At 45.6% G+C, this 23,523-nt stretch carries 16 protein-coding genes; 11 read left to right on the top strand and 5 right to left on the bottom strand.

Annotated elements, in window-relative coordinates; translation table 11 throughout:
* Positions 1-57: 57 nt before the first annotated feature.
* From KDM92_RS15385 to slmA, 3 genes are all read left to right on the top strand, one after another.
* The gene (locus KDM92_RS15385; RefSeq protein WP_189345683.1) at positions 58-390 is read left to right on the top strand and encodes a hypothetical protein; all 333 of its coding nucleotides are present in this window, start codon (positions 58-60) and stop codon (positions 388-390) included.
* 342 nt (positions 391-732) lie between these two features.
* Entirely contained in the window at positions 733-1,437 is a 705-nt protein-coding gene (locus KDM92_RS15380) for a pyrimidine 5'-nucleotidase (protein WP_212685327.1), read from the top strand.
* A gap of 32 nt (positions 1,438-1,469) precedes the next feature.
* The gene (gene slmA / locus KDM92_RS15375; protein WP_212685326.1) at positions 1,470-2,042 is read left to right on the top strand and encodes a nucleoid occlusion factor SlmA; all 573 of its coding nucleotides are present in this window, start codon (positions 1,470-1,472) and stop codon (positions 2,040-2,042) included.
* Between the two features lie 82 nt (positions 2,043-2,124).
* Here slmA and KDM92_RS15370 read toward each other — a convergent pair whose 3' ends face one another.
* From KDM92_RS15370 to ettA, 3 genes are all read right to left on the bottom strand, one after another.
* Entirely contained in the window at positions 2,125-2,721 is a 597-nt protein-coding gene (locus tag KDM92_RS15370; protein WP_212685325.1) for an IMPACT family protein, read from the bottom strand.
* 79 nt (positions 2,722-2,800) lie between these two features.
* Complete coding sequence (locus tag KDM92_RS18755; protein ID WP_212685324.1) at positions 2,801-3,232, bottom strand: flagellar basal body-associated FliL family protein; 432 nt, start codon at positions 3,230-3,232, stop codon at positions 2,801-2,803.
* A 139-nt stretch (positions 3,233-3,371) separates the two neighbouring features.
* Positions 3,372-5,039 carry an energy-dependent translational throttle protein EttA gene (ettA, locus tag KDM92_RS15360; RefSeq protein WP_212685323.1) on the bottom strand — a complete coding sequence of 556 codons (1,668 nt, stop codon included), beginning with the start codon at positions 5,037-5,039 and terminating at the stop codon, positions 3,372-3,374.
* A gap of 602 nt (positions 5,040-5,641) precedes the next feature.
* Between ettA and KDM92_RS15355 the strand changes: the two genes are divergently transcribed.
* The 3 genes from KDM92_RS15355 (at position 5,642) to KDM92_RS15345 (ending at position 10,015) form a co-directional block, all read left to right on the top strand.
* Positions 5,642-6,691 (top strand): GGDEF domain-containing protein, encoded by a 1,050-nt coding sequence (locus tag KDM92_RS15355; protein ID WP_212685322.1) that lies wholly within the window; start codon positions 5,642-5,644, stop codon positions 6,689-6,691.
* Between the two features lie 134 nt (positions 6,692-6,825).
* The gene (locus tag KDM92_RS15350) at positions 6,826-7,794 is read left to right on the top strand and encodes a LysR substrate-binding domain-containing protein (RefSeq protein WP_212685321.1); all 969 of its coding nucleotides are present in this window, start codon (positions 6,826-6,828) and stop codon (positions 7,792-7,794) included.
* Between the two features lie 265 nt (positions 7,795-8,059).
* Complete coding sequence (locus KDM92_RS15345) at positions 8,060-10,015, top strand: alpha/beta hydrolase family protein (RefSeq protein WP_212685320.1); 1,956 nt, start codon at positions 8,060-8,062, stop codon at positions 10,013-10,015.
* A gap of 110 nt (positions 10,016-10,125) precedes the next feature.
* Here the strand turns inward: KDM92_RS15345 and KDM92_RS15340 are convergent, their stop codons facing one another.
* Positions 10,126-12,255, bottom strand: coding sequence for a M56 family metallopeptidase (locus KDM92_RS15340; RefSeq protein WP_212685319.1), 2,130 nt, complete (start codon positions 12,253-12,255; stop codon positions 10,126-10,128).
* Positions 12,248-12,649 carry a BlaI/MecI/CopY family transcriptional regulator gene (locus KDM92_RS15335; protein WP_212685318.1) on the bottom strand — a complete coding sequence of 134 codons (402 nt, stop codon included), beginning with the start codon at positions 12,647-12,649 and terminating at the stop codon, positions 12,248-12,250. Before KDM92_RS15335 ends, KDM92_RS15340 begins: the two co-directional genes overlap by 8 nt.
* A gap of 652 nt (positions 12,650-13,301) precedes the next feature.
* On the opposite strand from KDM92_RS15335, the gene KDM92_RS15330 reads away from it, so the two are divergent.
* The 5 genes from KDM92_RS15330 to KDM92_RS15310 all read left to right on the top strand — a co-directional run bounded on the left by KDM92_RS15330 (position 13,302) and on the right by KDM92_RS15310 (position 23,471).
* The gene (locus KDM92_RS15330) at positions 13,302-16,910 is read left to right on the top strand and encodes an indolepyruvate ferredoxin oxidoreductase family protein (protein WP_230408374.1); all 3,609 of its coding nucleotides are present in this window, start codon (positions 13,302-13,304) and stop codon (positions 16,908-16,910) included.
* A gap of 303 nt (positions 16,911-17,213) precedes the next feature.
* Positions 17,214-20,564, top strand: coding sequence for a fused isobutyryl-CoA mutase/GTPase IcmF (gene icmF, locus KDM92_RS15325; protein WP_212685317.1), 3,351 nt, complete (start codon positions 17,214-17,216; stop codon positions 20,562-20,564).
* Between the two features lie 158 nt (positions 20,565-20,722).
* A complete protein-coding gene (locus tag KDM92_RS15320; protein WP_212685316.1) occupies positions 20,723-22,093 on the top strand; it encodes an AAA family ATPase in 1,371 nt (456 codons plus the stop codon).
* A gap of 4 nt (positions 22,094-22,097) precedes the next feature.
* The gene (locus tag KDM92_RS15315; RefSeq protein WP_212685315.1) at positions 22,098-22,766 is read left to right on the top strand and encodes an RloB family protein; all 669 of its coding nucleotides are present in this window, start codon (positions 22,098-22,100) and stop codon (positions 22,764-22,766) included.
* 156 nt (positions 22,767-22,922) lie between these two features.
* Positions 22,923-23,471, top strand: coding sequence for an REP-associated tyrosine transposase (locus KDM92_RS15310; RefSeq protein ID WP_212685314.1), 549 nt, complete (start codon positions 22,923-22,925; stop codon positions 23,469-23,471).
* The last annotated feature ends 52 nt before the right edge of the window (positions 23,472-23,523 follow it).

Below are 23,523 nucleotides of genomic sequence, written 5' to 3'. Positions count from 1 at the left end.
GACTAGTGGTCTATCCAGTTTGAGAAAGATAGGTTTTTTAATGCAAAGTTCAACATCATGGAAATAGTCTCGAACCATACACACTTGTTAGCACCAGTTGATTGGCCATTCGATGCGCCGACTAACGCTGTTGCGTACACTAATCAGCGAGTTCTACGAGAAGATCATCCAGTACTTTTAGTAAGCCACGACAATGATGGTGATTGGCAGTTCTTGTGTGGAAGCGACGACCCTGGTGAATGTCTTATCGTTTGTCTAGCGTGCGCGTTTGAGCGGGATAGAACCGTGGGCTTAGTAGCCGATCTGCCAGTCGGTTGGCAAGCATGGCGTGAATCAGTAAGTGATCATTGGCATCGTGCACCGCGTGAAGACGATGAAAATGATGTTTGATATTACATTCGGGGCGGATTGGCTTGAAGAGGTTTGATTCTTTAAAAATTGTCTGTTCGGCCTGCAATTCAATTCCACGTTGAGTAGTCCGACTTCATTCGCATGTGACACTGCCAATTGTGCGGGACAGAAATGGGAAAAAGAGAGTCAGATGTCTGAGCGAAGCGAGTTTCTGACTCTCCCCATTTTTGTCTTGCACAATTGGGAACCCGAAGGGCAGTGGCGCCTGCGACGCCTTTTTTGGGTTACCTTTTTTGGCGAAGCAAAAAAGGTAACTGGCTGTCGGGCCACCCCCGACCAGTAAACAACATAGCTTAGCTCAGGTCGCGAAAATCGCTACAAATGAAACAAAAAACAAAACCAACCATCTGGCTATTCGACCTAGACAACACCCTACACAACGCCAGCGCAGCAGTCTTCCCCAGCATAGCCAACAACATGACCCGCTACATGACACAAGTCTTAGCGGCGGCAAACCATCCTTCAGACATAGATACCGTCAATCAATTAAGAGTCGATTACCTAAAACGTTACGGTGCCACGCTTAAAGGTATGGTGATCCACCATGGCGTCAACGAAGCGGACTTTTTACGTGAAGCACATCAGTTTGAACATCTTCCTGATTTGCTCAGAAGAGAACGTGGTTTATCAAAAATTCTTGCACTACTACCTGGCCAGAAAATTTTATTTACGAATGCGCCGCAAGAATATTCAAAGCAAGCGATTCGCTATTTCAATTTGCATCGTCACTTCTCGGACCACATTTCGATAGAGTCTATGCATGTACATGGCAAGTCGCATCCCAAGCCAAGCAAGCCCTATCTTAGAAAATTATTGGCGCAACATGCTTGGTCGCCACAACAATGTATTTTGGTGGAAGATAGTGTTGCGAATTTGGTCGCCGCGAAACAAATTGGTTTGCGCACAGTGTTGGTGACTGGGCATGGCCAGCATGTACAGCAGAAAAGTATTTCTGCCAGCGCCGATATCAAAGTAAAATCGGTGTTTGAATTGCCGCATCGTTTGCGTCAATTAGGTTTCTCTTAGTTGTCCTTAGTTGTTCTAATTTGTCCAAAACTATGTCTATCACAAAGCCCGGTGAGCGTAAGCTCCAGATTTTGCAAACTTTAGCCGCGATGTTGGAAAACCCGAAAGGGGAAAAAATTACGACGGCGGCATTGGCAGCGAAGATCGACGTGTCTGAGGCGACCTTGTATCGACATTTTGCCAGTAAGGCGCAAATGTTTGAAGGCTTGATCGAGTTTATCGAGACCACAATCTTTGGTTTGATCAATCAAATCAGCCAACAACATAAAGATGGTTTGCAGCAAGCGCATAACATTACCTTGATGTTACTCAGTTTTGCAGAACGTAATCCAGGTATGACCAAGGTCTTGATCGGTGATGCTTTAGTCAATGAAGACGAGCGTTTGCAGCAACGCATGAATCAGTTGATGGATAGAATTGAACTGGCTTACAAACAAGCTCTGCGACAAGCCGGTGTGCAAGGGCAAGTACCAGAATCAGAAGTGGCAATGCGCGCGAATCTACTAACGACTTTCGTGTTGGGTCGCTGGCAGCGTTATGCAAAAACTGGTTTTAAAGCGAGCCCAACCGAGTTGGTCACCGCGCAAATCACTTTATTGCTGTGAGTCGCGAGCAATTGGATAGCCGCGCAAGTCAGAAATAAACTGCTCACCGAATGCTTGATTGACCTAAGTAAATGAATTGAACTCAGGCGACATCGTCGATCGCAAGTTTTTCGAGATTGCCACGCAATAAATTGTGCGCCTCGTTGTAGAACGCATCGACTTGATTTTCTTTGAGTCGAATCCGCAAGATGGCGCGATCGGTATAGTCTGATGCGATGATGTTCGCTTGGTAGTACTCACATAGGCGACGTAGTTGTGATTCATCGGCAAATTGAACCGCTAACTTGATCTCGCTGAGCACCTCAATCGCGATTAATTCTGCATTTTTGAATGCATCAGAAATGGCTTGACCATATGCACGTGTTAAACCGCCTGCACCAAGTTTCGTGCCACCCCAATAACGCACGACTACCGCCAGTACATTGAATAGTGCTTTATGCACCAAGACGTTGTACATTGGTTTTGCTGCGGTGCCCGATGGTTCGCCATCATCGTCTAAACCTGAATCACCCTCACACAAAAGTACCCAGCAAACATGCACTGCACTGGGATGTTGCGCACGAATCTGCGCCAGCATTGCTTGTGCTTCGACACGACTAAGAACTGGATAAAGCTGTCCGAGAAAGCGGCTTTTCTTGATTTCGATTTCAGCACTGACGGCTGATTTAAGTTGATACATAAAGTTGATACATAGATCCCAGCGATTGATTCCTAGTAGAAGAATCTTGGGCGTATTTTAGTGCTGCAAATGAAGCTTCTTATTGAATGACAAAATTTTCAAAGAAGATATCTTGTACACCATCGTGATCTTTCGCCGACAAAGCACCATTGATCTTCTTACGCAACTCTTCAATCAAGGTCTTTTTCCCCTCGACGGTTTGTATTTCAGTATAGTCCTTGCTGCTAAGCGTCGTAATCACTGCATGACGAACCATAGGCATAAACAACTTTACTTTGTCGGCCGATTCAGGAGCGCCCATTTGCAAAGTGATGATCGTTTGTAAGTAGCGATCAAAGCTCGCGAGATTTACTACAAATGGTTCTAGACGCGCGGTTGGTGCTGCGCCCGCAGATGCACTTGCGCTCGCCTTGTCGCTAGCATGTGCCGAGCCGATGCTAACGACGCATCCTATGCTCAACAACACGCTAGCTATCCAATTTTTTGCAAACGATTGAGATTTGTTCGACACAATTCACTCCTTTAATTTTGCTACGCATGAATGTCAAGAATTAGGTCTGCAGATTTGCTAAATAAGACTGCACAAATTAAGCACACTAATTCTTGAACATCGTCATGGCGCGATTGGCTTGCGACTACTTTAGTTTGCCTTAGGTCGTTAAAGGCTTGTAGCGAATGCGTTTTGGTTTAGCTCCTTCTTCACCTAAACGTTTCTTCTTATCAGCTTCATATTCTTGGTAGTTACCGTCGAAGAACGTGACTTGTGAGTCGCCTTCAAATGCCAAGATGTGTGTTGCAATACGATCCAAGAACCAACGGTCATGCGAAATCACCATCACGCTACCAGCAAATTCCAACAAGGCGTCCTCTAATGCACGCAATGTTTCAACGTCTAAGTCATTTGATGGTTCATCGAGTAGCAGTACGTTACCGCCTTGCAGTAAAGTTTTCGCCAAATGCAAACGGCCACGTTCACCACCAGATAAATTACCAACGATTTTCTGTTGATCGCCGCCTTTGAAATTGAAGCGACCTAAGTAGGCACGTGAAGGCATCTCGAAACGACCCACCGTTAAAATGTCGGCACCATTGGCGACATCTTCGAATACCGTTTTGGTATTACCCAAATCCTCACGAGATTGATCAACCAAAGAAATTTTGGCAGTTTGACCCAATACCACTTCACCGCTATCTGGTTGTTCGATGCCTTTGATCATTTTGAACAATGTCGATTTACCGGCACCGTTTGGACCAATGATACCGACGATAGCACCAGGTGGAATTTTAAAACTGAGATTGTCGATTAACAGACGGTCACCAAATGATTTGCTGACGTTTTTAAATTCAATTACTTCGTTACCTAAACGCTCAGCAACAGGGATGAAAATCTCTTGTGTCTCATTCCGTTTTTGGTATTCGTGTTCACTCATCTCATTAAAGCGTGCCAAACGCGCTTTGCTCTTGGCCTGACGTGCTTTTGGATTTTGACGCGCCCATTCCAATTCTTTTTGCAAGGCTTTTTGGCGTGCAGATTCGGTTGCTTCTTCTTGCTTCAAGCGTGCTTGTTTTTGATCTAGCCAAGAAGAGTAATTGCCCTTCCATGGAATACCAGCGCCACGGTCTAGTTCTAGAATCCATTCCGCCGCATTGTCCAAGAAGTAGCGATCATGGGTAATGGCAACGACGGTGCCAGGGAAGCGTAATAAGAATTGTTCTAGCCAATCGACTGATTCTGCATCCAAATGGTTGGTAGGTTCATCAAGCAACAGCATGTCTGGTTTGGATAACAATAAGCGACAAAGTGCGACGCGACGTTTTTCACCACCGGATAACACACCGATTTTTGCATCCCATGGTGGCAAGCGTAATGCATCCGCCGCCATTTCTAATTGCAGTTCGACATTGTCACCAGCAGACGCAGAAATAATCGCTTCTAGACGCGCTTGTTCATTGGCAAGTGCATCGAAATCTGCATCTTCTTCAGCATAAGCCGCATAGACTTGTTCGAGCTTTGCTTTCGCTTCAAATACTTCACCTAATGCGCCTTCAACGGCTTGGCGTACGGTTTGTTCAGGATCTAGTTGCGGTTCTTGCGGCAAGTAACCGATATTCAAATTCGGCATTGGCACTGCTTCGCCTTGAATATCTTTATCGATCCCTGCCATGATTTTTAACAGAGACGATTTACCTGAGCCATTTAGACCCAAGACACCGATTTTGGCACCAGGGAAAAATGAAAGTGAGATATCTTTCAGAATTTGACGTTTAGGCGGCACGATTTTGCCGACTCGGTTCATGGTGTAGACGTAATTTGCCATTTTTGGAGTAATTTTATAGAGGAAATTGGAAGCCGCTAGGATACCTCAATCGCATCCTTAAAGTATCGATAAACGGCTTGTATGGAATAAAAATAATTCCGTATTTCACCGATGATGATCGATCAAGTTGCTATGAATACGATTGTCTATGCTCTTGCAATTTAGATTGTTACAAAATGTTACTTCTTCTCGAACTGCGCGTTTATCGTCGCCAATTTTGTGTTGAATGTGGTGGTGTGAGGTGTTTTGCCTAGATAGGCTTTACTCAATAAAAAAATCGACCACAAGTTTGGGTGGTGCAGGCCTGACATAGTGCGTATTTCCACCGATGGAAAGTCTTGCTATCACCACCCTATGTAGTTAAGATGTTTGGATGTGTTTTGATGATGGTTATCAAAGAAATAAAATGCTGTTATAGTTTATGCTTGTCATTGCTATTTTGATTCATTTTGATGGTGATTTCGCCCTTATAGAAATCAATTGATTGGTTTGGGATTCGCCTAAGTAGTGATGAGTAGTTCTTTTACGATGTATCACGATTTGCACTTACTTGGCACGTACCGCTAGTGTCTTTTCTGGAATTTGTTCCTTAGATTGTGTTTATGGAATCAATCATTAAACATTTGATGGAGATTACGGGTCACCGCGACCACGATCTTCTCAATATTTCTGTGATCTCAGCCTTGAGCGAGCTAACCCATGCGTCACGCGCACGAGTGCTCGATATTTTGCACGTTGGCGACAATGTTTTCGTGAAGGCGCAAATTACGATAGATCATGGCAAATTGGCTTCCAATGAAGAGCACCTGGTTCACTTGATTCCAGAAGTCCCGATTGAGCAGTTTCCTCAGCTTGCTTCCGGATTGCAGCAACATGAAAATGTGATTGAGCATGTCGCCGATAATGGCGATCGTACTGTTTGGTTGCCGATCTGGATGAATGAAAAAGTCCACGTTTGCCTCGAGATTTTTAATCCCGCCTCATTTACTGACAACACTAAAGAAGTAATGAGTGGTATTTTGGTTGTATATCGCAATTTCCAAAACTTACTTGATTACAGTGAGCGTGATTCATTGACTGGGCTATTAAATCGTAAAACCTTTGACGATAATTTCTCAAAAATATTACGTACTAGCGTACAGAAGCAATTATCCGAAGAAGTGGGTCAACCTGCAATTGAACGACGTCGCGACGACAAAGAAAAACAGCATTGGTTGGCTGTATTGGATATTGATCACTTTAAACGCGTCAATGATACTTTCGGACATTTGTATGGTGACGAAGTGTTGATTTTGGTGGCGAATCTGATGCGCAGTTCTTTCCGTCCAAGTGATAAATTATTTCGATTTGGCGGCGAAGAGTTTGTGATTTTGTTGCGCTCAACAACCAAGGAAGACGCGCACATGATTTTTGAGCGCTTCCGTGAAAATGTGGCGCGTTATCCATTCCCACAGGTTGGTACGGTAACGATCAGTATTGGCTTCGCCCATATCGATCCGTTTGAACCGGCGGTCGGCATCATTGGTCGTGCTGATCAAGCTTTGTATTACGCCAAGAGCAATGGGCGTAACCGAATTTGCCATTACGAAGATTTGGTTGAATCGGGCTTACTACACATCGAGCACTCTCAAGATAGTGTCGAATTCTTTTGATCTTTTTCTGATCTAGTTTGATGAGGAAACTCCTTGCCTTCAAAGATTTTAGGTGAGCGACTTCGTTAGTCTTGCTTGCTAATTACGACTTAATTTCCAGTTCTTCGTTGAGCTAATCTGCGCTAATTCATATTATGGAACTACGTCAACTACGCTATTTTGTCGCCATCGTTGACCACGGTTCACTATCTCGTGCCGCACGTGTTTTGCATATCGTGCAACCAGCGTTAACCCAACAAATTCAGCAGTTAGAAGAAGAACTGGGCGCGAGTTTGTTGCATCGTTCCGCACAGGGAATGCAAGCAACCGACGCAGGAAAAATTTTCTATGAGCATGCGCTGGCGATCTTAAAGCAAATCGCTGACGCTAAATCTGCGGTTGCGCAATCGACCGATAAACCAACCGGAACGGTCGCTTTAGGAATCCCACAAAGTGCTTCTGGTGCTTTGGCGTTTCCTTTGTTGACGGCAGTGCGTGCTGCTTATCCCGATATTGTGTTTCAGTTGACAGAAGAGTTGACTGGAAACTTAACTGAGCAGTTGGCTTCGGGGCGCTTGAATTTAGCGATCTTATTTGATGATGGTCAGCTTGGTAAATTCCATACTAAGACCTTGGTTGAAGAGCAGATGATGTATATCACGCGCGCCAATTCGCAGTTTGCATGCAAGCGCAAATCGATCACCTTGGATAAGGTATTGCAGTCACCATTGATCTTGCCTAGCATCCAACATGGTGTACGACCACGTATCGAACAAGTGGTGCGCGCACAAGGAAAGCAAATCGAGAATGTCATTGATATTACCTCGATTGCGATTTTAAAGTCTGCGATTTTGGCCGATATGGGCGCCACCATTTTGCCCATTTCTCCTTTTTTTGCGGAAATCCAACGCGGCGAAATGTGTGCTACGCCGATTAGTGATGTCACTCTATCGCGCACCGTGAGTTTGTGTGCGTCAAAAAATATTCCTTTGACGAATGCAGCGATGGCAGTTGAAAGACTGGTACTTGATGTCAGTCGTGACTTGTGCGAAAGCGGTCGTTGGCTTGGGGCGAAAAGTCTCGCAGAAATGAAGCCAGTCAAATCCTGTTCACCGAGTAATTAAAATCATCAATGCCTAAATCGCATCACGATAATCGATGATGCGAGATGTCCTCTCTTTGGCGCTGATCTTTGTTGAGATCTTTTCTAATTAAGTGTTACTTGCCCAAACATCAAATCAGTAATCATGTGGCTTGAGACATGAACACCTTGGTTGCCACTAGACAGTGGATTTTCCATAGAAATTTTTAGTAATAGATAATTAAATTTAGCTATTAAGCTTTCGATATTGCAGTTATGATCACTGTTTTCGATTAAGGGAGACATTAATGAAAAGACTGCTGTTATCTGGATTAATTTTAGCGATTCCAACTTTTGCAAATGCACAAACAAGCAATAAGCTTGTGCCGATAGATGCTTTTGTTGAAGAACAAAAATACAGTATGCCGCGCTTGTCGCCAGATGGTAAGCATCTGGCTGTGAATGTGCGGATACAGCGTCGTGATCGTATTGTTCCAACCATGACGATTTATGCCTTACCTGATTTAAAGGTCGTTAATACTTTCGTGCTGCCCGGCTACGAAGTGCCCATCGATTTTGGATGGATAAAAAATGATCGTTTGGTCATTCAAAAAGGGATTGAGGTCGGCTATCGCGAACGGCCCGAGGCAACGGGTGAGGTTGTTGCGGCAAATATGGACGGCACTGAAATTGAGTACCTGTATGGTTACAACGGCTCCACACAGTCGAAACGTGCCTCACGTTACCACGACGATTTGGGCTATGGAATTATCAGTCACATTCCAGCATCGATGGATGGCACGATACAGCTGACGTCGAATGAGTGGCGAGTTGACCGTACGCAGTTATATGAGATCAATACATTCAGTGTGTATCGCAAACTACTGGCTGATATTCCCATGCGTCGTTTGAGTTTTGTGCATCAATCTGATGGAAAGCCACGATTCGCAATTGGTTCCAATCAAAAAAATGAAACCATCGTATTGAGAAAAGATGACGCAACCGGAGCTTGGAATAGCATTGATCAAGCTTCCTTAGATATGCATCTTCAACCATTTGACTTCACAGCAGACGACAGCGCGTTCTATGCAAACTTTAGTCAAGATGACGGTCCATATGGCTTGTTGCGCGAAGACATAAAGACAGGCAAGCGCAGCATTATTGTGCAAGACAAATTGTCGAGTCTGGGAACCATAGAATACACATCTCACCCATCTACACCATTTGCCTACACCCTAAGTGTTGGAGTACCAAAGGCACGCTATTTAGATGAGAGCTCAGCGGATGCACAATTGCACAAATCCTTGAGTGCTTCGTTTCCTGATGCTTACGTGCACTTTATTAACTTTACGATGGACGGACAGAAATTGCTATTTAGTGTGAGCAGTGATCGCGATCCAGGTTCCTATTATATTTTCGACAGAAAGACAGGCAAGGCAGATTTATTGTTAACGAATATGCCGGGGATCAATGCTGAGCAGATGGCTGAACGCCGTGCGATTAAATTTAAGGCACGCGATGGTTTGGAACTTACGGGTTACTTGACGATGCCAAACAATCCAGATGGGAACAAATTGCCGATGGTTTTGTTACCTCACGGTGGACCATTTGGGGTGTCAGACACGTGGTATTTTGATGACGAAGCGCAATTCTTAGCAAGTCGTGGTTACGCAGTATTACAAGTCAATTTTCGCGGCTCTGGAGGACGAGGCCCGAAGTTCCGTAGAGCGGGCTATCGTGAATACGGTGGAAAGATGATGGATGATCTGATTGATGGCGTGAAGTGGGCGAATAATCATCCAGAAATTGATAAAGATCGTGTTTGTGTCTTTGGTATTAGCTTTGGTGGTTACGCTGCACTAATGGCACCGATACGCGCGCCTGGTATGTTTAAATGTGCAGTTGGATATTCCGGCCGTTACGACTTAGCAAGTCGTTTGAAACGTGAAGATATTAGTTCAGATAAACAAGCAACAAATTTTGTAGTTGAATCAATGGGAAACGATCCACTCGTTTTGGCGCAACAATCGCCAACAAGCCAAGCAGAGAAGATCAAAATTCCGGTGTTTTTAGCGCATGGAACTAAAGATGAAACAACCCAATTAGATCAAGCGGAAAAGATGCGTGACGCCTTGATTAAAGTTGGAAATTCACCTGAGTGGATGCTAGCTAAAAACGAAGGTCACGGTTTCTATGATAGCGAACATCGTCGTGATTTTTATACACGTTTAGAGACGTTCTTGAAAAAGCATTTGTCTAAATAATCATCTACTCAGAATATTCGACTTCGTAAAAAAATGAAGCATAGCCAGATCTGCTTTTGGCTATGCTTCATTCAAGGGGAGACTATTCTTTGCTATCGACTTACTTCAATTTATTTGGTGTTCACAACTGGAGCGACGTTTGGATTGCTAGACGTTGTAACTGAGCGAACTCCAGTTTCAATTTCTACTGGCCTGCGTTCCATTCTGGCAAAGTGCTCTGTATCCCAATCGTTTTTGCGAATGGTATTGCGTGCCAATTGCAAACTAATTTCTGATCTCCAGATTTCATTTTTTTTGTTGAATTCAACCAACATCTCTTGACTATCACGCATCGCGCGCAAACCCATCTCAAAGTATGTGTCTTGTACTAATTGTTTAGCCTGTTCGATTTCATCTTTGCGCATTAGACGACGTAAGTCAGGGCCAAGATAGTCTTCGTTGTTGAAGCTCTGCTGAAGACTAGCGACATAATTGTTATAGCAGCCTAAGTTGGCGTTGAGTTTGTTGACGATCTCCTTATATTCTTTCAGAGATGGGCGTGCACTATTCAAGCTAGGTCGTTCACAACTTTGTGCTTTCCATTTCAATTTCCCACCATCAAATTGTTGCGTGTAGAAAGTGATTTCTGTCTGACGTTTAGCTCTTTCGGCAAACAAGGCTGTGTATTGCTGAGCCTTAGCGTGCCCTTGATTGGCAGCTTGCGTCAACATCGCTATGGCTGTTTCTGGATCGACATTGCTGCCTTCACCGCGCCATAGCATATCGCCAGCCATATATAAGGCTTCTGTGTGTCCACGTTTAGCGAGATCGCGAAATAGTTGCAGCGCTTCCGTGAAATTCTTATTCTCATAGGCGGCCTGTGCCTTTTCAAACTCATTGGCTTGTGTCGCTCTTGTCTCACTAGGAGTAACGGCTAGCTCACTTACTGATATATGATTTTTAGGTGGATCATCATTAGTATGAACAGCAATCGTATGTGTGACTTCTGCATCATCTTGCGCTTCAGTTTGTGTCACAGGCATCAGCATGCTTGGTGCATCAACTTTACGAACTTCTTGGCGAGTGGGAGCAGATGGTGCAATGCTTGCTTTAGCGATGGGAACATCAGCAAATCCTATCGTTGGCATCGCGTAACTGATTCCTGATAGGCTAGCGATTGCGATTAGGCCTAGCGCTAAGTTGCTAACGCTTGAGGGTTTATTGTGTTCTCTTGGTGTTTGCTTGTTCATAATATCCTCATCTAAGATGAATTCAATGCGTTGAAGTAGAGACGTACTTTTTGCCATGGGTATAGCGAACGAGGGATGTTTGCTGGAGACGACCATTTCTGCACAGCGCACAAGAGCTTGAGCAAAGGTGTCGACCCCATTTGCTCTGACTGCGACATAGTCGCAATCGATTTCTGCGAGCAGTGTTAATTGCTTATCTGCTGCACGATTTAATACCTGAAAAAAGAAAGCAGTTTTAATAAATTCTTGGGCGATACGCCAAGCGCTATCCTTCCGAATAATGTGCCGAATTTCATGTTGCAACATCGCATGACATAAAGCTTGATTTTCTTGCTCTAGAGCCCATGCGGGCAAACATATGATGCCGTTTGGACAGACAAAGGGGCTATTAAAATTAGTACTAACACGCAGCGCCTGTGCATTGTTTCGTTTAGGTAGTGCTTTGGCGACTAAAGCTGTTAAATCTTTACGAGAGACGATAGGCATTGCGTTTGCTATGCGATTTAAATGGCGCACGTGGAGCGCTATTTTGGCAGCGATCAGCGCGCAATAACCTAGCCAAATCAGAGCCATTGCACTTATCAGATCTTGTAAGTTTGCCGGCAAACGAATCGTAGCCTTGTCAGATGGCGTGTTTGTTGCAAGTTGAGCGACGGTCTGATTGTGTACATGACTTGCAGAGGCTGTTAAATCGACTGGTTCATTCATGGACAACAGTTTTCCTGAATCATTCGCAAAGTTGACTTCCTTAGTCGAGATGATCTCAGAAGGAGCACTTATCAAGCTATTGTTATTTGGTGTTTGCAAATATAGTTGCACGCCAAGTTGTAAGCTTGCCGTTGCCAGACCACCAAACAATGCTAAGCGCCAAACCAATTCCGCTAGTCGTCTTTGTTGGAGTGCTCCGCAGTACTGAGCCAGACCGGCGCAGCCAAGTAAGATGCTGCTGTGAACCAGATAATTGAACAACCAGCTCAATGTGTGTGCGGCCAGTGAGTGGACGTTATCCATGTGTCTTTCCTTTGCTGGAATGAGCAAGCAATCGCTGACGAATTTGTTCTAGATCTTCTTCTTTGATTTCTTCTTCGCTGACGAGGTGTGAGAGTAGTGCGCGTGCATTTCCCATAAAGACGGAAGAGAGCAATTCCGAAACCATCGATTTTTGAATTTCGGCTTCAGAGTAAGATGCGCGGTAGATTAATTGACGACCTTCTTTGATGGTCGTTACTAGACCGCGCTTTTCTAACCTGCTGAGCATAGTTGCGATGGTGGTATGCGCGAGTGGACGGGTTTGGCGCATCGCATCGACGACTTCACTAACGCTGGAATTGGGTTTGCTCCATAGCACACGCATTAAGGCTAACTGTGGCTCACTAAGCGAAACGTTTTTGCTATCTTCTTCCATGCTAAGTATCTCTAAATATCTTTCGGTTGTTGGCGATGTTCGAATAGTTAAGCTGCTTTGTCTTTGCATAACTACTCATGTAGTTCTACAAATGTAGTTGATTAAAAATGAGAAGTCAACATAAAAACTTACATTTATTTTTTAGGTGTATGTTTGTGCAACATGTTGATGTGTTTTAGACCGGTTTGCATGGGTATCACTTTTCATGATATCCCTATGATTATTCCGTATTTTTCAAATGTCTAAACTCTGACTACACTGTGAACACAGCAGATTTCAAAGGAAGTCGAGAAAGCGCTGCAGCGAATGGGTGTGGTCTCCATCCCGGTATTTCGAAAGCTTTCTTTGATGTCTCCGATTCAGATTTGCCTGAAACTACGTAAAGTATTAAAACCTGATGTTCAAGCGCCGTTCATAGGAATTGTGGCGCGGCTCATTAGGTTTTAAGAAACTTTCTTAAGAAAAACGACCATGTTCGCGGGCGTTTTCTTGGGTATCAGGCCTGAATTGAATTAAAATGGCTGCCATCTCAGCCGATGCAACTTGAACTTATGGCGATTACCTTCCCATAAGCTCAGAACAGACTTGTGTCTTACCGGACGCAGCCCAAGTTCTTTGCACACAAAAATCACAAATTTTTTGGAGCTCTACAATGTCATCCGACACAGCAATGAAATCTGCTGGTCCGGTGGAAGCGTCTTCGCTTTCGTCTAACCTAGCATCTACAGCATCAGCAACATCCTCCGTCGTTTCCAATTCTGCGTCACCGTTGGTACCCATCTTGGCACCAGTCACGCTGGACGACAAATACACTTCTAATTCCGGCACCATTTTCTTATCAGGCATTCAGGCATTAGTGCGCTTGCCGATGATACAAAGACAGCGTGATCTCGCCGCTGGCTTGAATACGGCCGGTTTCATTTCAGGATATCGCGGATCACCGCTCGGTGGTTTGGATGAAACTTTGTGGAAAACCAAAAAATTACTGGAACAGAATCATATTAAATTCGTTCCTGGTGTGAATGAAGATTTAGCCGCTACCGCCGTGTGGGGTACGCAAACTGTCGATCTGATTGGCCCTGCCAAATACGACGGCGTGTTTGGTTTGTGGTATGGCAAAGGTCCGGGCGTCGATCGTAGTGCCGACGTTTTCAAACATATGAATCATGCGGGCACTTCGAAACACGGTGGCGTGATCTTGGTGGCCGGTGACGATCACGGTGCTTATTCTTCGACACTACCGCATCAGTCTGATCATATTTTCTCCGCTTGCATGATCCCGATGTTGTATCCAGCGAATGTGCAGGAATACTTGGACTTGGGTTTGCATGCATGGGCCATGTCGCGCTTCTCCGGTTGTGCGGTCGGCTTCAAAGCCTTGGCAGATACGGTGGAATCGACATCGTCGGTCGATGCTGATCCTTTCCGCTTGAAAATTACAATCCCTGAAGATTTTGTGATGCCTGAAGGTGGTCTGAATACCCGCCTATCACTCGACACTCTCGGTGTGCAAGCACGTAAGCAAGAAGCTTTGATGCAGGATTACAAAATCTATGCCGCTCTTGCGTATGCCCGCGCCAATAAACTCAATCATGTAACGATCGATAGCCCACACGCTAAGCTCGGTATTGTGGCTTCAGGCAAGTCTTATCTTGATGTCTTGGAAGCATTTGAAAACTTGGGCATCGATGAACAAATGGCAGCGGACATCGGCATTCGTTTGTACAAGGTAGCGATGCCTTGGCCTTTGGAACCGGACGGTGTGCGTGAGTTTGCACAAGGTCTCGATGAAATTTTGGTGGTCGAAGAAAAACGCCAAATGGTTGAGTACCAACTCAAAGAACAACTGTACAACTGGCGCGACGATGTGCGTCCACGTGTGATTGGTAAGTTCGATGAAAAAGGGGAATGGGTTGCACCACGCGGTGAATGGTTGTTGACCTCAAAAGCCGACTTCTCCGTATCGCAAATCGCTCGCGTGATCACCCAACGTATTGCGCGCTTCCATACTAGTGATCTAATCAAAGAACGCATGGCTTTCTTGGAAGCGAAAGACGAAGTATTGACCAAACAAGTCAACACGCCAGCGCGACCAGCGTACTACTGCTCAGGTTGTCCGCACAATACGTCCACCAAAGTGCCAGAAGGCAGTTTGGCTTTAGCAGGGATCGGTTGCCACGTGATGGCCACCGCGATTTACCCTGAGTTCAATAAGCTGACTACACACATGGGTGGCGAAGGCGCACCATGGATAGGTCAAGCGGCTTTCTCGACTTTGCCACACGTCTTCCAAAACTTGGGCGATGGTACTTACTTCCACTCTGGTTACTTGGCGATTCGTGCCGCAGTGGCAGCCAAGGTCAACATCACTTACAAGATTTTGTATAACGATGCGGTCGCGATGACAGGCGGTCAGCCAGTGGATGGCACGATCAGCGTCCCCATGATGGCGCAACAAATGGCAGCCGAAGGTGTGAAGCGCATTGCCTTGGTTACCGAAGATTTGAGCCGCTACGCAGACCGTAGTGGTTTGCCTGGTCAAGTGACTTTGCATGATCGCAAAGACATGGATGCAGTACAACGCGAATTGCGCGACATCGAAGGCGCTACGGTGTTGATTTACGATCAAACCTGCGCTGCTGAAAAACGCCGTCGTCGTAAGAAAGGCCAATTCCCCGATCCGAACCAACGCATGTTCATCAACGATGCGGTCTGTGAAGGTTGTGGCGATTGCGGTGTGCAATCAAACTGTACTTCCATCATGCCGGTCGAGACCGAGTTCGGTCGCAAACGCGCAATTGATCAATCATCCTGCAATAAAGATTATTCCTGCGTCAAAGGCTTCTGCCCTAGCTTTGTGACTGTCGAAGGCGGTAAGTTAGTGAAGTCGAAAACGGGTGTAGCGAAAGCCGACGACTTCGGCGATATCCCCTTGCCGACTCTACCAAGCTGCGATACGTCCTACAATATTTTATTGAACGGTATCGGCGGTACCGGTGTGATTACCGTTGGTGCTTTGCTCGGCATGGCAGCACATCTGGAAGGCAAGGTCGCTTCTGTGTTGGACATGACGGGCATGTCGCAGAAGAATGGTTCGGTGACGTCGCATATTCGCGTGGTGGAAAAAGTCAGCAAGTTGCGTGCGCAACGTATTCCAACGGGTGAAGCTGATTTGATTTTGGGCTGCGACATTTTGACAGCAGGCCAACACGATGCGATTTCGAAAATGCGCGCGGGTCGTACGCGTGCTGTGATCAATAGTCACGAACAGCCAACGGGTGCGTTTGCGAAGAACCCAGATTGGCAGTTCCCTTTAGAGTCAACAGAGCGTTTGATTTCTGATTCCGTCGGTGGCAACGTTGACTTCGTCGATGCGACAAAGTTGGCGACGGCTTTGATGGGCGATTCGATCGCGACCAATTTGTTCATGCTGGGTTTTGCTTTCCAAAAAGGCGCGATCCCCTTGTCTGAAGCGGCCTTATTGCGCGCCATTGAATTGAACGGCGTCGCCATCGATGCAAACAAAAAGGCCTTCTTGTGGGGACGTCGTGCCGCCGTCGATTTGAAGCGCGTGGAGAACATCGCCTTCCCAGCCAAACCAGTCGTCGTGCAGATGCCGCAAAGTTTGGATAGCATAATCAAACGTCGTGTAGCAGAACTAAGCGCATATCAGGATGCGGCTTATGCAAAGCGCTACGAAGATTTAGTACAACAAGTTCGCGCTGCTGAAGACAAGCTAGGCAAAGGCAATAAGCTCGCAACGGCTGTCGCTAAATACGCGTACAAATTGATGGCTTATAAAGATGAATACGAAGTCGCACGCTTGTACACCAATGGCGAGTTTACAGAAAAACTCAAGCAACAATTTGAGGGCGAATTCTCGGTGAAGTTTAACTTAGCACCACCGCTATTTTCTAAGAAAGATGGTCAAGGCCATTTGATCAAAGCGCAATATGGTTCTTGGATGTGGCAAGCTTTCAAATTGCTCGCTAAATGCAAAGGCTTGCGCGGGACTAAGCTTGATATCTTTGGTTACACCGAAGAACGTCAAAAAGAGCGCGCATTGATCACTGACTACCGCGACACGATCTTGTCTTTGTTGAATAAACTCAATGCAGATAACCTCGATCAAATCGTCGCGATTGCCAGCTTGCCTGAAAAAATCCGTGGCTATGGCCATGTGAAAGAAAAGGCAATGCAGGCTTATCATGTCGAGAAAGCGGCTCTGATGAGTGCGCCGGCCAAACAGCTAGTCGCTTGATTTTAAGCTCCCTCTCCCGCAAGCGGGAGAGGGTTGGGGTGAGGGTGGTTCAGATATGAAAGAATCAATTCGAAGTAAATTAATCAAGCGCTTCTCTTTAGCTTTCGTTTTTTTATTCGAACCTGAATACCCCTCATCCCCAACCCTTCTCCCGCTCGCGGGAGAAGGGAGCAAAAACCAACAAATAAACACGATTTGCAAATGACGTGAACGTAAACGTAAAGTAATCAGAAACGAAACGTCATATAATCGAAATCATCGAAAAAATACCCAAACCATGCCACAAGCATCGAAGGAATAAAAATGACCGATCTATCCATCGCCGAGAAGTTAACCGAATACAAACCTACTAACAAAGTCCGTTTCGTGACGGCTGCCTCATTGTTCGACGGCCACGATGCCTCGATTAATATCATGCGCCGTATCTTGATGGCGAATGGTGCTGAAGTGATTCACTTGGGACATAACCGTTCGGTTGAAGAAATCGTCACAGCGGCCCTGCAAGAAGACGCACAAGGTATCGCGATTTCAAGTTACCAAGGTGGACACGTTGAGTATTTCAAATACATGATCGATTTGCTCAAGCAACGTGGCGGTGAACATATCAAAGTATTCGGCGGTGGTGGCGGCGTCATCGTGCCAGAAGAAATCGCGGATTTGCATGCCTATGGTGTAGCACGTATTTTCAGTCCAGAAGACGGTCAGCGCATGGGCTTGGCCGGCATGATTTTGTCCATGATCAAAGCATGCGATATCGATCTCTCACCATTTGCACCAACCAGCTTAGATGTTTTGAAACAAGGCGAGCTCGCCGACAAACATCGCCCATTAGCGCAACTGATTACCGCATTAGAAAACGATAAAGTCGATGCAGGCTTGCGTGCAACGATTATGGAATCTGCCAAAGCGATTAAGACGCCAGCCTTCGGTATCACAGGTACCGGCGGCGCAGGTAAGTCTTCATTAACGGATGAGTTGATTCGTCGCTTCCGTCTCGATCAAGACGATGAACTGAATATCGCCTTGATTTCCATCGATCCATCCCGCCGTAAATCTGGTGGTGCTTTGCTCGGTGATCGTATTCGTATGAATGCGATCAATCCATGGAAAGGCAAGACACGCGTCTTCATGCGTTCCTTGGCAACACGCGAAGCCGGTTCGGAAATTTCTCCAGCCTTGCCAGACGTGATCGCGGCGTGCAAAGTTGCGGGCTTTGATTTGGTGATTGTCGAAACCTCTGGTATCGGCCAAGGTGATGCGGCCATCGTGCCGCATGTGGATTTGTCGATGTATGTGATGACACCAGAATTTGGTGCTGCTTCCCAGTTAGAAAAAATCGACATGCTCGATTTCGCAGACTTTGTCGCCATTAATAAATTCGATCGTAAAGGTGCGCTCGACGCCCAACGCGATGTCGCCAAACAGTATCAACGCAATCGCGAACTCTGGAGCAAGAAGCCAGACGAAATGCCTGTCTACGGCACGCAAGCGTCGCGCTTTAATGACGATGGCGTAACTGCGCTATATCAAGGTATCTTGCCTGAGTTGGTCGCACGTGGCTTGAAAGCAAAGCCAAGCAAGCTTGCGGTAGCAAATACAAAAACTTCTAGCGCACAAAATGTGATCGTGCCACCAGCACGCACGCGTTATCTGGCAGAGATTTCTGACACCGTGCGCGCTTATCACAAGCACACTTACAAACAAGTTGATATCGCACGTGAACGTCAGCAGCTATTCGAGTCAGCGCGTATGCTCCGTGAAGCGTCATCCTCGCGTACGCGGGGATCCATTGAAGGAACATCGGTTGAAAACATGGATTCCCGTTTCCACGGGAATGACGCAGTGGAGTTGCTATCTGAACTTGCGGCAGAACGCGAGAATCAACTCACAGCAGAATCTAAAAAACTCATCACCATGTGGCCAGACATGCAGAAGGCCTATGCTGGCGATGAATACGTCGTCAAAATTCGCGATAAAGAAATTCGTACACGCCTCACGCAAAAATCCTTGTCTGGCACCACGATTCGTAAAGTCGCATTGCCACGCTTTGAAGATCATGGCGAAATATTGCGCTGGTTAATGTTAGAGAACGTGCCAGGCTCTTTCCCATTCACTGCTGGCGTGTTCGCATTTAAACGCGAAGGCGAAGACCCAACGCGTATGTTCGCCGGTGAAGGCGATCCATATCGTACGAACCGTCGCTTCAAGTTGGTATCGCAAGGTATGGACGCGAAACGTTTGTCGACCGCGTTTGACTCTGTGACTTTGTATGGCGCCGACCCAGCGATTCGTCCAGATATCTACGGTAAGATCGGTAATTCCGGTGTCTCCGTCGCTACTTTGGAAGACATGAAAGTCCTCTACGACGGTTTTGATCTCTGTGATCCAGCTACTTCGGTATCGATGACGATTAACGGCCCAGCACCAACGATTTTGGCCTTCTTCATGAACACGGCGATTGATCAGCAAATGGATAAATTCCGTGCTGATAATAAGCGTGAGCCGACCGCTGATGAAGCTGCAAAAATCCGCGCATGGGTCTTGATGAATGTGCGTGGTACGGTGCAAGCCGATATTTTGAAAGAAGACCAAGGTCAAAATACTTGTATCTTCTCGACCGAGTTTTCACTCAAAGTGATGGGCGACATTCAAGAGTATTTCGTGCATCATCAAGTACGTAATTTCTACTCCGTGTCGATCTCCGGTTACCACATTGCCGAGGCCGGTGCGAATCCGATTTCGCAATTGGCCTTCACTTTGTCGAATGGTTTCACCTTCGTTGAAGCCTACTTGGCACGCGGCATGCACATCGATGATTTCGCGGCCAACTTGTCCTTCTTCTTCAGTAACGGCATGGACCCAGAGTACACGGTCTTGGGTCGGGTTGCTCGTCGTATTTGGGCGGTGGCGATGCGCGATAAATACGGCGCAAATGACCGTAGCCAGAAGTTGAAATACCATATCCAAACTTCAGGCCGCAGCTTGCATGCACAAGAAATCGACTTCAATGATATCCGCACCACGCTGCAAGCTTTGATTGCGATTTACGACAACTGCAATAGCTTGCACACCAACGCTTACGACGAAGCGATCACCACGCCGACTGACGAATCAGTCCGTCGCGCCTTGGCAATTCAGTTGATCATCAACCGTGAATGGGGTCTCGCGAAAAACGAAAACCCAATTCAAGGTAGCTTTATCATCGAAGAATTGACCGACCTCGTCGAAGAAGCGGTCTTGCAAGAGTTCGAACGCATCGCTGAACGTGGCGGCGTTTTAGGTGCGATGGAAACCGGCTACCAACGCGGCAAGATTCAAGAAGAATCCATGCACTACGAACACCTCAAGCACGACGGCACCTTGCCTATCATCGGCGTCAACACCTTCCGCAATCCAAAAGGTGGCGAAACCGTACAGAAGATCGAATTGGCGCGCTCCACAGAGGAAGAAAAACAATCGCAACTCACGCGCTTGGCAGACTTCCACCAACGCCACGCCAACGTCGCACCACAAGCACTCGCCGCTCTACAACAAGCAGCGATTAATAATGAAAACGTGTTCGCGAAATTGATGGATGCGGCGCGGGTTTGTTCTTTGGGGCAGATTACGACGGCGCTTTTCGAAGTGGGTGGGCAGTATCGACGCAATATGTAGATGATGTAACTATGAATTCATGAGTTGTGTGTTTTTTTGCATTGTTATTCACTTGTTAACTTTAATTGATTTGTGAAAAAATCACACGAAATATTTAGTTTATGTCAAACTAGGGTCTGGAAATTGAAAAAATATGTAAAAAAAACACAGGAAACAAAATGTTAGTCTCAATTTCAGTTGAAAATTTTCGTTCGTTTTCCGGTGAGGAAACCTTCTCAATGGTTGCGTCCGAGCGCTTGGCTGGTTCTCACTCCGATCATGCACTTCCAATTCCAAACTCTTCCGAAAAAGTACTTCGAGCTGCGGTACTCTATGGTGCAAATGGTGCGGGAAAATCAAATCTTTTTAAAGCATTGCGGTATGTTGAAAGGATCGCATTGCGAACAAGTAAAAAAAATGCAAATACTAAGCGTGAGAGATATTTATTTTGTGATGATTTAACAAAACCATCATCATTCGATCTTCAATTTATTGCTAATAATAAGCTTTATAGGTTTGGCTTCAAGGTGGATGAGCTGCATATCATAGAAGAATGGCTGATTGAAGTTGTAGGGCGTAAGGAAAAAATAATCTATGAGAGAACTACGGACACCAATGGTATCGTAATGGTGGATGCACCTGAACTTTCAAAAATTGGTCCAAAACTCGCAGCTTTGGCAATGATTGGAGGTCCTCAAAACCAGTCATTTTTGGCGACTATTAGCGCGACATTAAATAGCTCTGAGTACGGAGATGAGATTTCTGGAATTCTGAGATGGTTTAAATCCACACTTACGATGGTTGCTCCTGATGAATCCTATGCAGAGCTTGGGCGGGATTTGTCTGAAAATATTGATTTTTTAAACTTCGCTGGAGATTTTCTCAAGGCATCTGGTACTGGCGTTGATCACCTCATACCTCAAAAAACGGAAATTTCAGAAGATGATCTTCGATCTTTACTTCCCAAAGAAGTTGCCAATCATTTCATAGACGTTGTGAACGGTGATGAAAACAATGGGCGAGGAATTGTACACTTGCCGAATGGAAATGAAGTAATGATAGAGAAAGCTGGTGAGAGTAGGATCTACAAAATTTCAATTCAGGCTTCGCATACGCTTCCATCTGGTGAAAATTTTTCTATTGAGTTGAATGAAGAGTCTGATGGAACAAAGCGATTACTTGATTTCATTCCCGCATTGCATCAATCAAAAAATAAAAACTCAGTTTATTTTATTGATGAAATAGACAGAAGTATGCATCCAATGTTGGTGTGGAAGTTTTTGGAGTTTTTTTTGCGCTCATGTAACTCTAGTTCCTCACAGATTATCGTAACAACGCATGAATCTAATTTATTGGATTTGGAGTTATTAAGACGTGATGAAATTTGGTTTGTAGAAAAGGATCAAAGCCTAAGTACTCGCATTTATTCACTGGCGGATTTCGCAGTTAGAACAGATCAGGCGATTCAAAAGCATTATCTTAATGGCCGTTTTGGAGCTGTGCCATTTCTCGGCAATTTGGAAAATATTCTTCCACAACGAAATAAATAGTTAAATGAGTCTAACGAATCGGAAAACTCGCCCACTAAAAAGAAACGATACGGAATTTCGTGATGATCGCCTTTTTCTAATTGCGTCGGACGATACTTATGCACCTAAACAATATTTCGATTTTTTTGCAATTTCGCGCATAAAAGTATTGGTTATTCCGAATGAAGATAATGGTTCACATGCTCAGCAGGTGGTTGATCGGATACGGAACTACAGGGCAGATGATCTAGAGGAATACGATGAACGGTGGATATTGTTGGATACTGATCATTGCGTTCAAAGTGCACATATCTCAAGTTACATGTCTGCGATACGACAAGCAAAAGAACTGGGCATAAATATCGCTATTAGTAGATCATGCTTTGAAGTCTGGTTGCTTCTCCATTACGTTGACGTTAATGAAGTGAGTGGGCTCGGTAATGCTGCAGACGTGGAGGCTGCCTTGAGACGTAAAATCGGTTCTTATAACAAAACGAATTTAAAAGCTGAGCATTTTCCACTCTCTCTAGTGGTGGATGCATGTCAGCGAGCAAAGCGACTTGATAGTATGGTTCTTGGAGGGGACATTCCAGAAAGTACTACGAGTAGGGTCTATCTGTTATGGCAAGCCATCGCATCAAAGGCTTTGCGAACTCAACTTCCACAAGAGCTTTGGCCCTTAATTAGTGATTGAAATATTTAACCTGATGGTGCGAAGCCTCGGTGTTCTGGTAGTCTAGTTTGTAACTCGAACGCAACCCGCGCACTAAACCCGCCCTTGAGTTATCGGTTTTTTCCTCGTTCAGCGTTCGCGCTACGATTGTAGTGTCAATCAATTGCGAACCTACCGATGTCCCGCTATCGCCGTTCGAACATTCAAGGTGCTACCTATTTCTTTACGGCGGTTACTGAGCGTCGGCAACCGATTCTGACCAACGAAGATGTGCGTAACGCTTTGCGTGCGGCGATTATGAAGGTGCGTTCTACACATCCTTTCGAAATTGATGCATGGGTTTTGTTGCCCGATCATTTGCATTGCATCTGGACTCTGCCCGTAGGCGACGCTGATTTCTCTACCCGTTGGCGTTTGATCAAACGTGAGGTGACGGTCGCGATTGGCACAAAATATTTTCGAGAAGATTTGCACACCGGACGACGTGCACGAAAACAGCAAGGCACGATTTGGCAGCATCGGTTTTGGGAGCACCTAATTCGCGACGATAATGACTATTCTGCGCACGTGGACTATCTGCATTTCAATCCGGTCAAGCATCGCTTAGTAAAGACTGTAAATGATTGGACTTGGTCTTCGTTTCATCGTTTGGCGAATGAAGATATCTACGCATTTAACTGGAGTGGTGAAGGTGTAGAGGCACTTCTTTTGAATCATGATGATTGATAACTTGTGGGGGCAGGTTCAAATCTAGCGGTGATTTTTTATAACAATTTCC

Source organism: Affinundibacterium baiyunense, assembly GCF_018139645.1.
Taxonomy (GTDB): domain Bacteria; phylum Pseudomonadota; class Gammaproteobacteria; order Burkholderiales; family Burkholderiaceae_D; genus Undibacterium; species Undibacterium baiyunense.
Note: the sequence above shows the minus strand (reverse complement) of the source record. Positions and strands in the feature narration are given on the sequence as shown.

Coding starts and splice junctions, on each gene's coding strand:
- KDM92_RS15330 (WP_230408374.1), top strand. CDS start 13,302: ATGTCATCCGACACAGCAATGAAATCTGCTGGTCCGGTGGAAGCGTCT.
- KDM92_RS15380 (WP_212685327.1), top strand. CDS start 733: ATGAAACAAAAAACAAAACCAACCATCTGGCTATTCGACCTAGACAAC.
- KDM92_RS15315 (WP_212685315.1), top strand. CDS start 22,098: ATGAGTCTAACGAATCGGAAAACTCGCCCACTAAAAAGAAACGATACG.
- KDM92_RS15350 (WP_212685321.1), top strand. CDS start 6,826: ATGGAACTACGTCAACTACGCTATTTTGTCGCCATCGTTGACCACGGT.
- KDM92_RS15385 (WP_189345683.1), top strand. CDS start 58: ATGGAAATAGTCTCGAACCATACACACTTGTTAGCACCAGTTGATTGG.
- icmF (WP_212685317.1), top strand. CDS start 17,214: ATGACCGATCTATCCATCGCCGAGAAGTTAACCGAATACAAACCTACT.
- slmA (WP_212685326.1), top strand. CDS start 1,470: ATGTCTATCACAAAGCCCGGTGAGCGTAAGCTCCAGATTTTGCAAACT.
- KDM92_RS15345 (WP_212685320.1), top strand. CDS start 8,060: ATGAAAAGACTGCTGTTATCTGGATTAATTTTAGCGATTCCAACTTTT.
- KDM92_RS15335 (WP_212685318.1), bottom strand. CDS start 12,649: ATGGAAGAAGATAGCAAAAACGTTTCGCTTAGTGAGCCACAGTTAGCC.
- KDM92_RS15370 (WP_212685325.1), bottom strand. CDS start 2,721: ATGTATCAACTTAAATCAGCCGTCAGTGCTGAAATCGAAATCAAGAAA.
- KDM92_RS15310 (WP_212685314.1), top strand. CDS start 22,923: ATGTCCCGCTATCGCCGTTCGAACATTCAAGGTGCTACCTATTTCTTT.
- ettA (WP_212685323.1), bottom strand. CDS start 5,039: ATGGCAAATTACGTCTACACCATGAACCGAGTCGGCAAAATCGTGCCG.
- KDM92_RS15340 (WP_212685319.1), bottom strand. CDS start 12,255: ATGGATAACGTCCACTCACTGGCCGCACACACATTGAGCTGGTTGTTC.
- KDM92_RS15355 (WP_212685322.1), top strand. CDS start 5,642: ATGGAATCAATCATTAAACATTTGATGGAGATTACGGGTCACCGCGAC.
- KDM92_RS15320 (WP_212685316.1), top strand. CDS start 20,723: ATGTTAGTCTCAATTTCAGTTGAAAATTTTCGTTCGTTTTCCGGTGAG.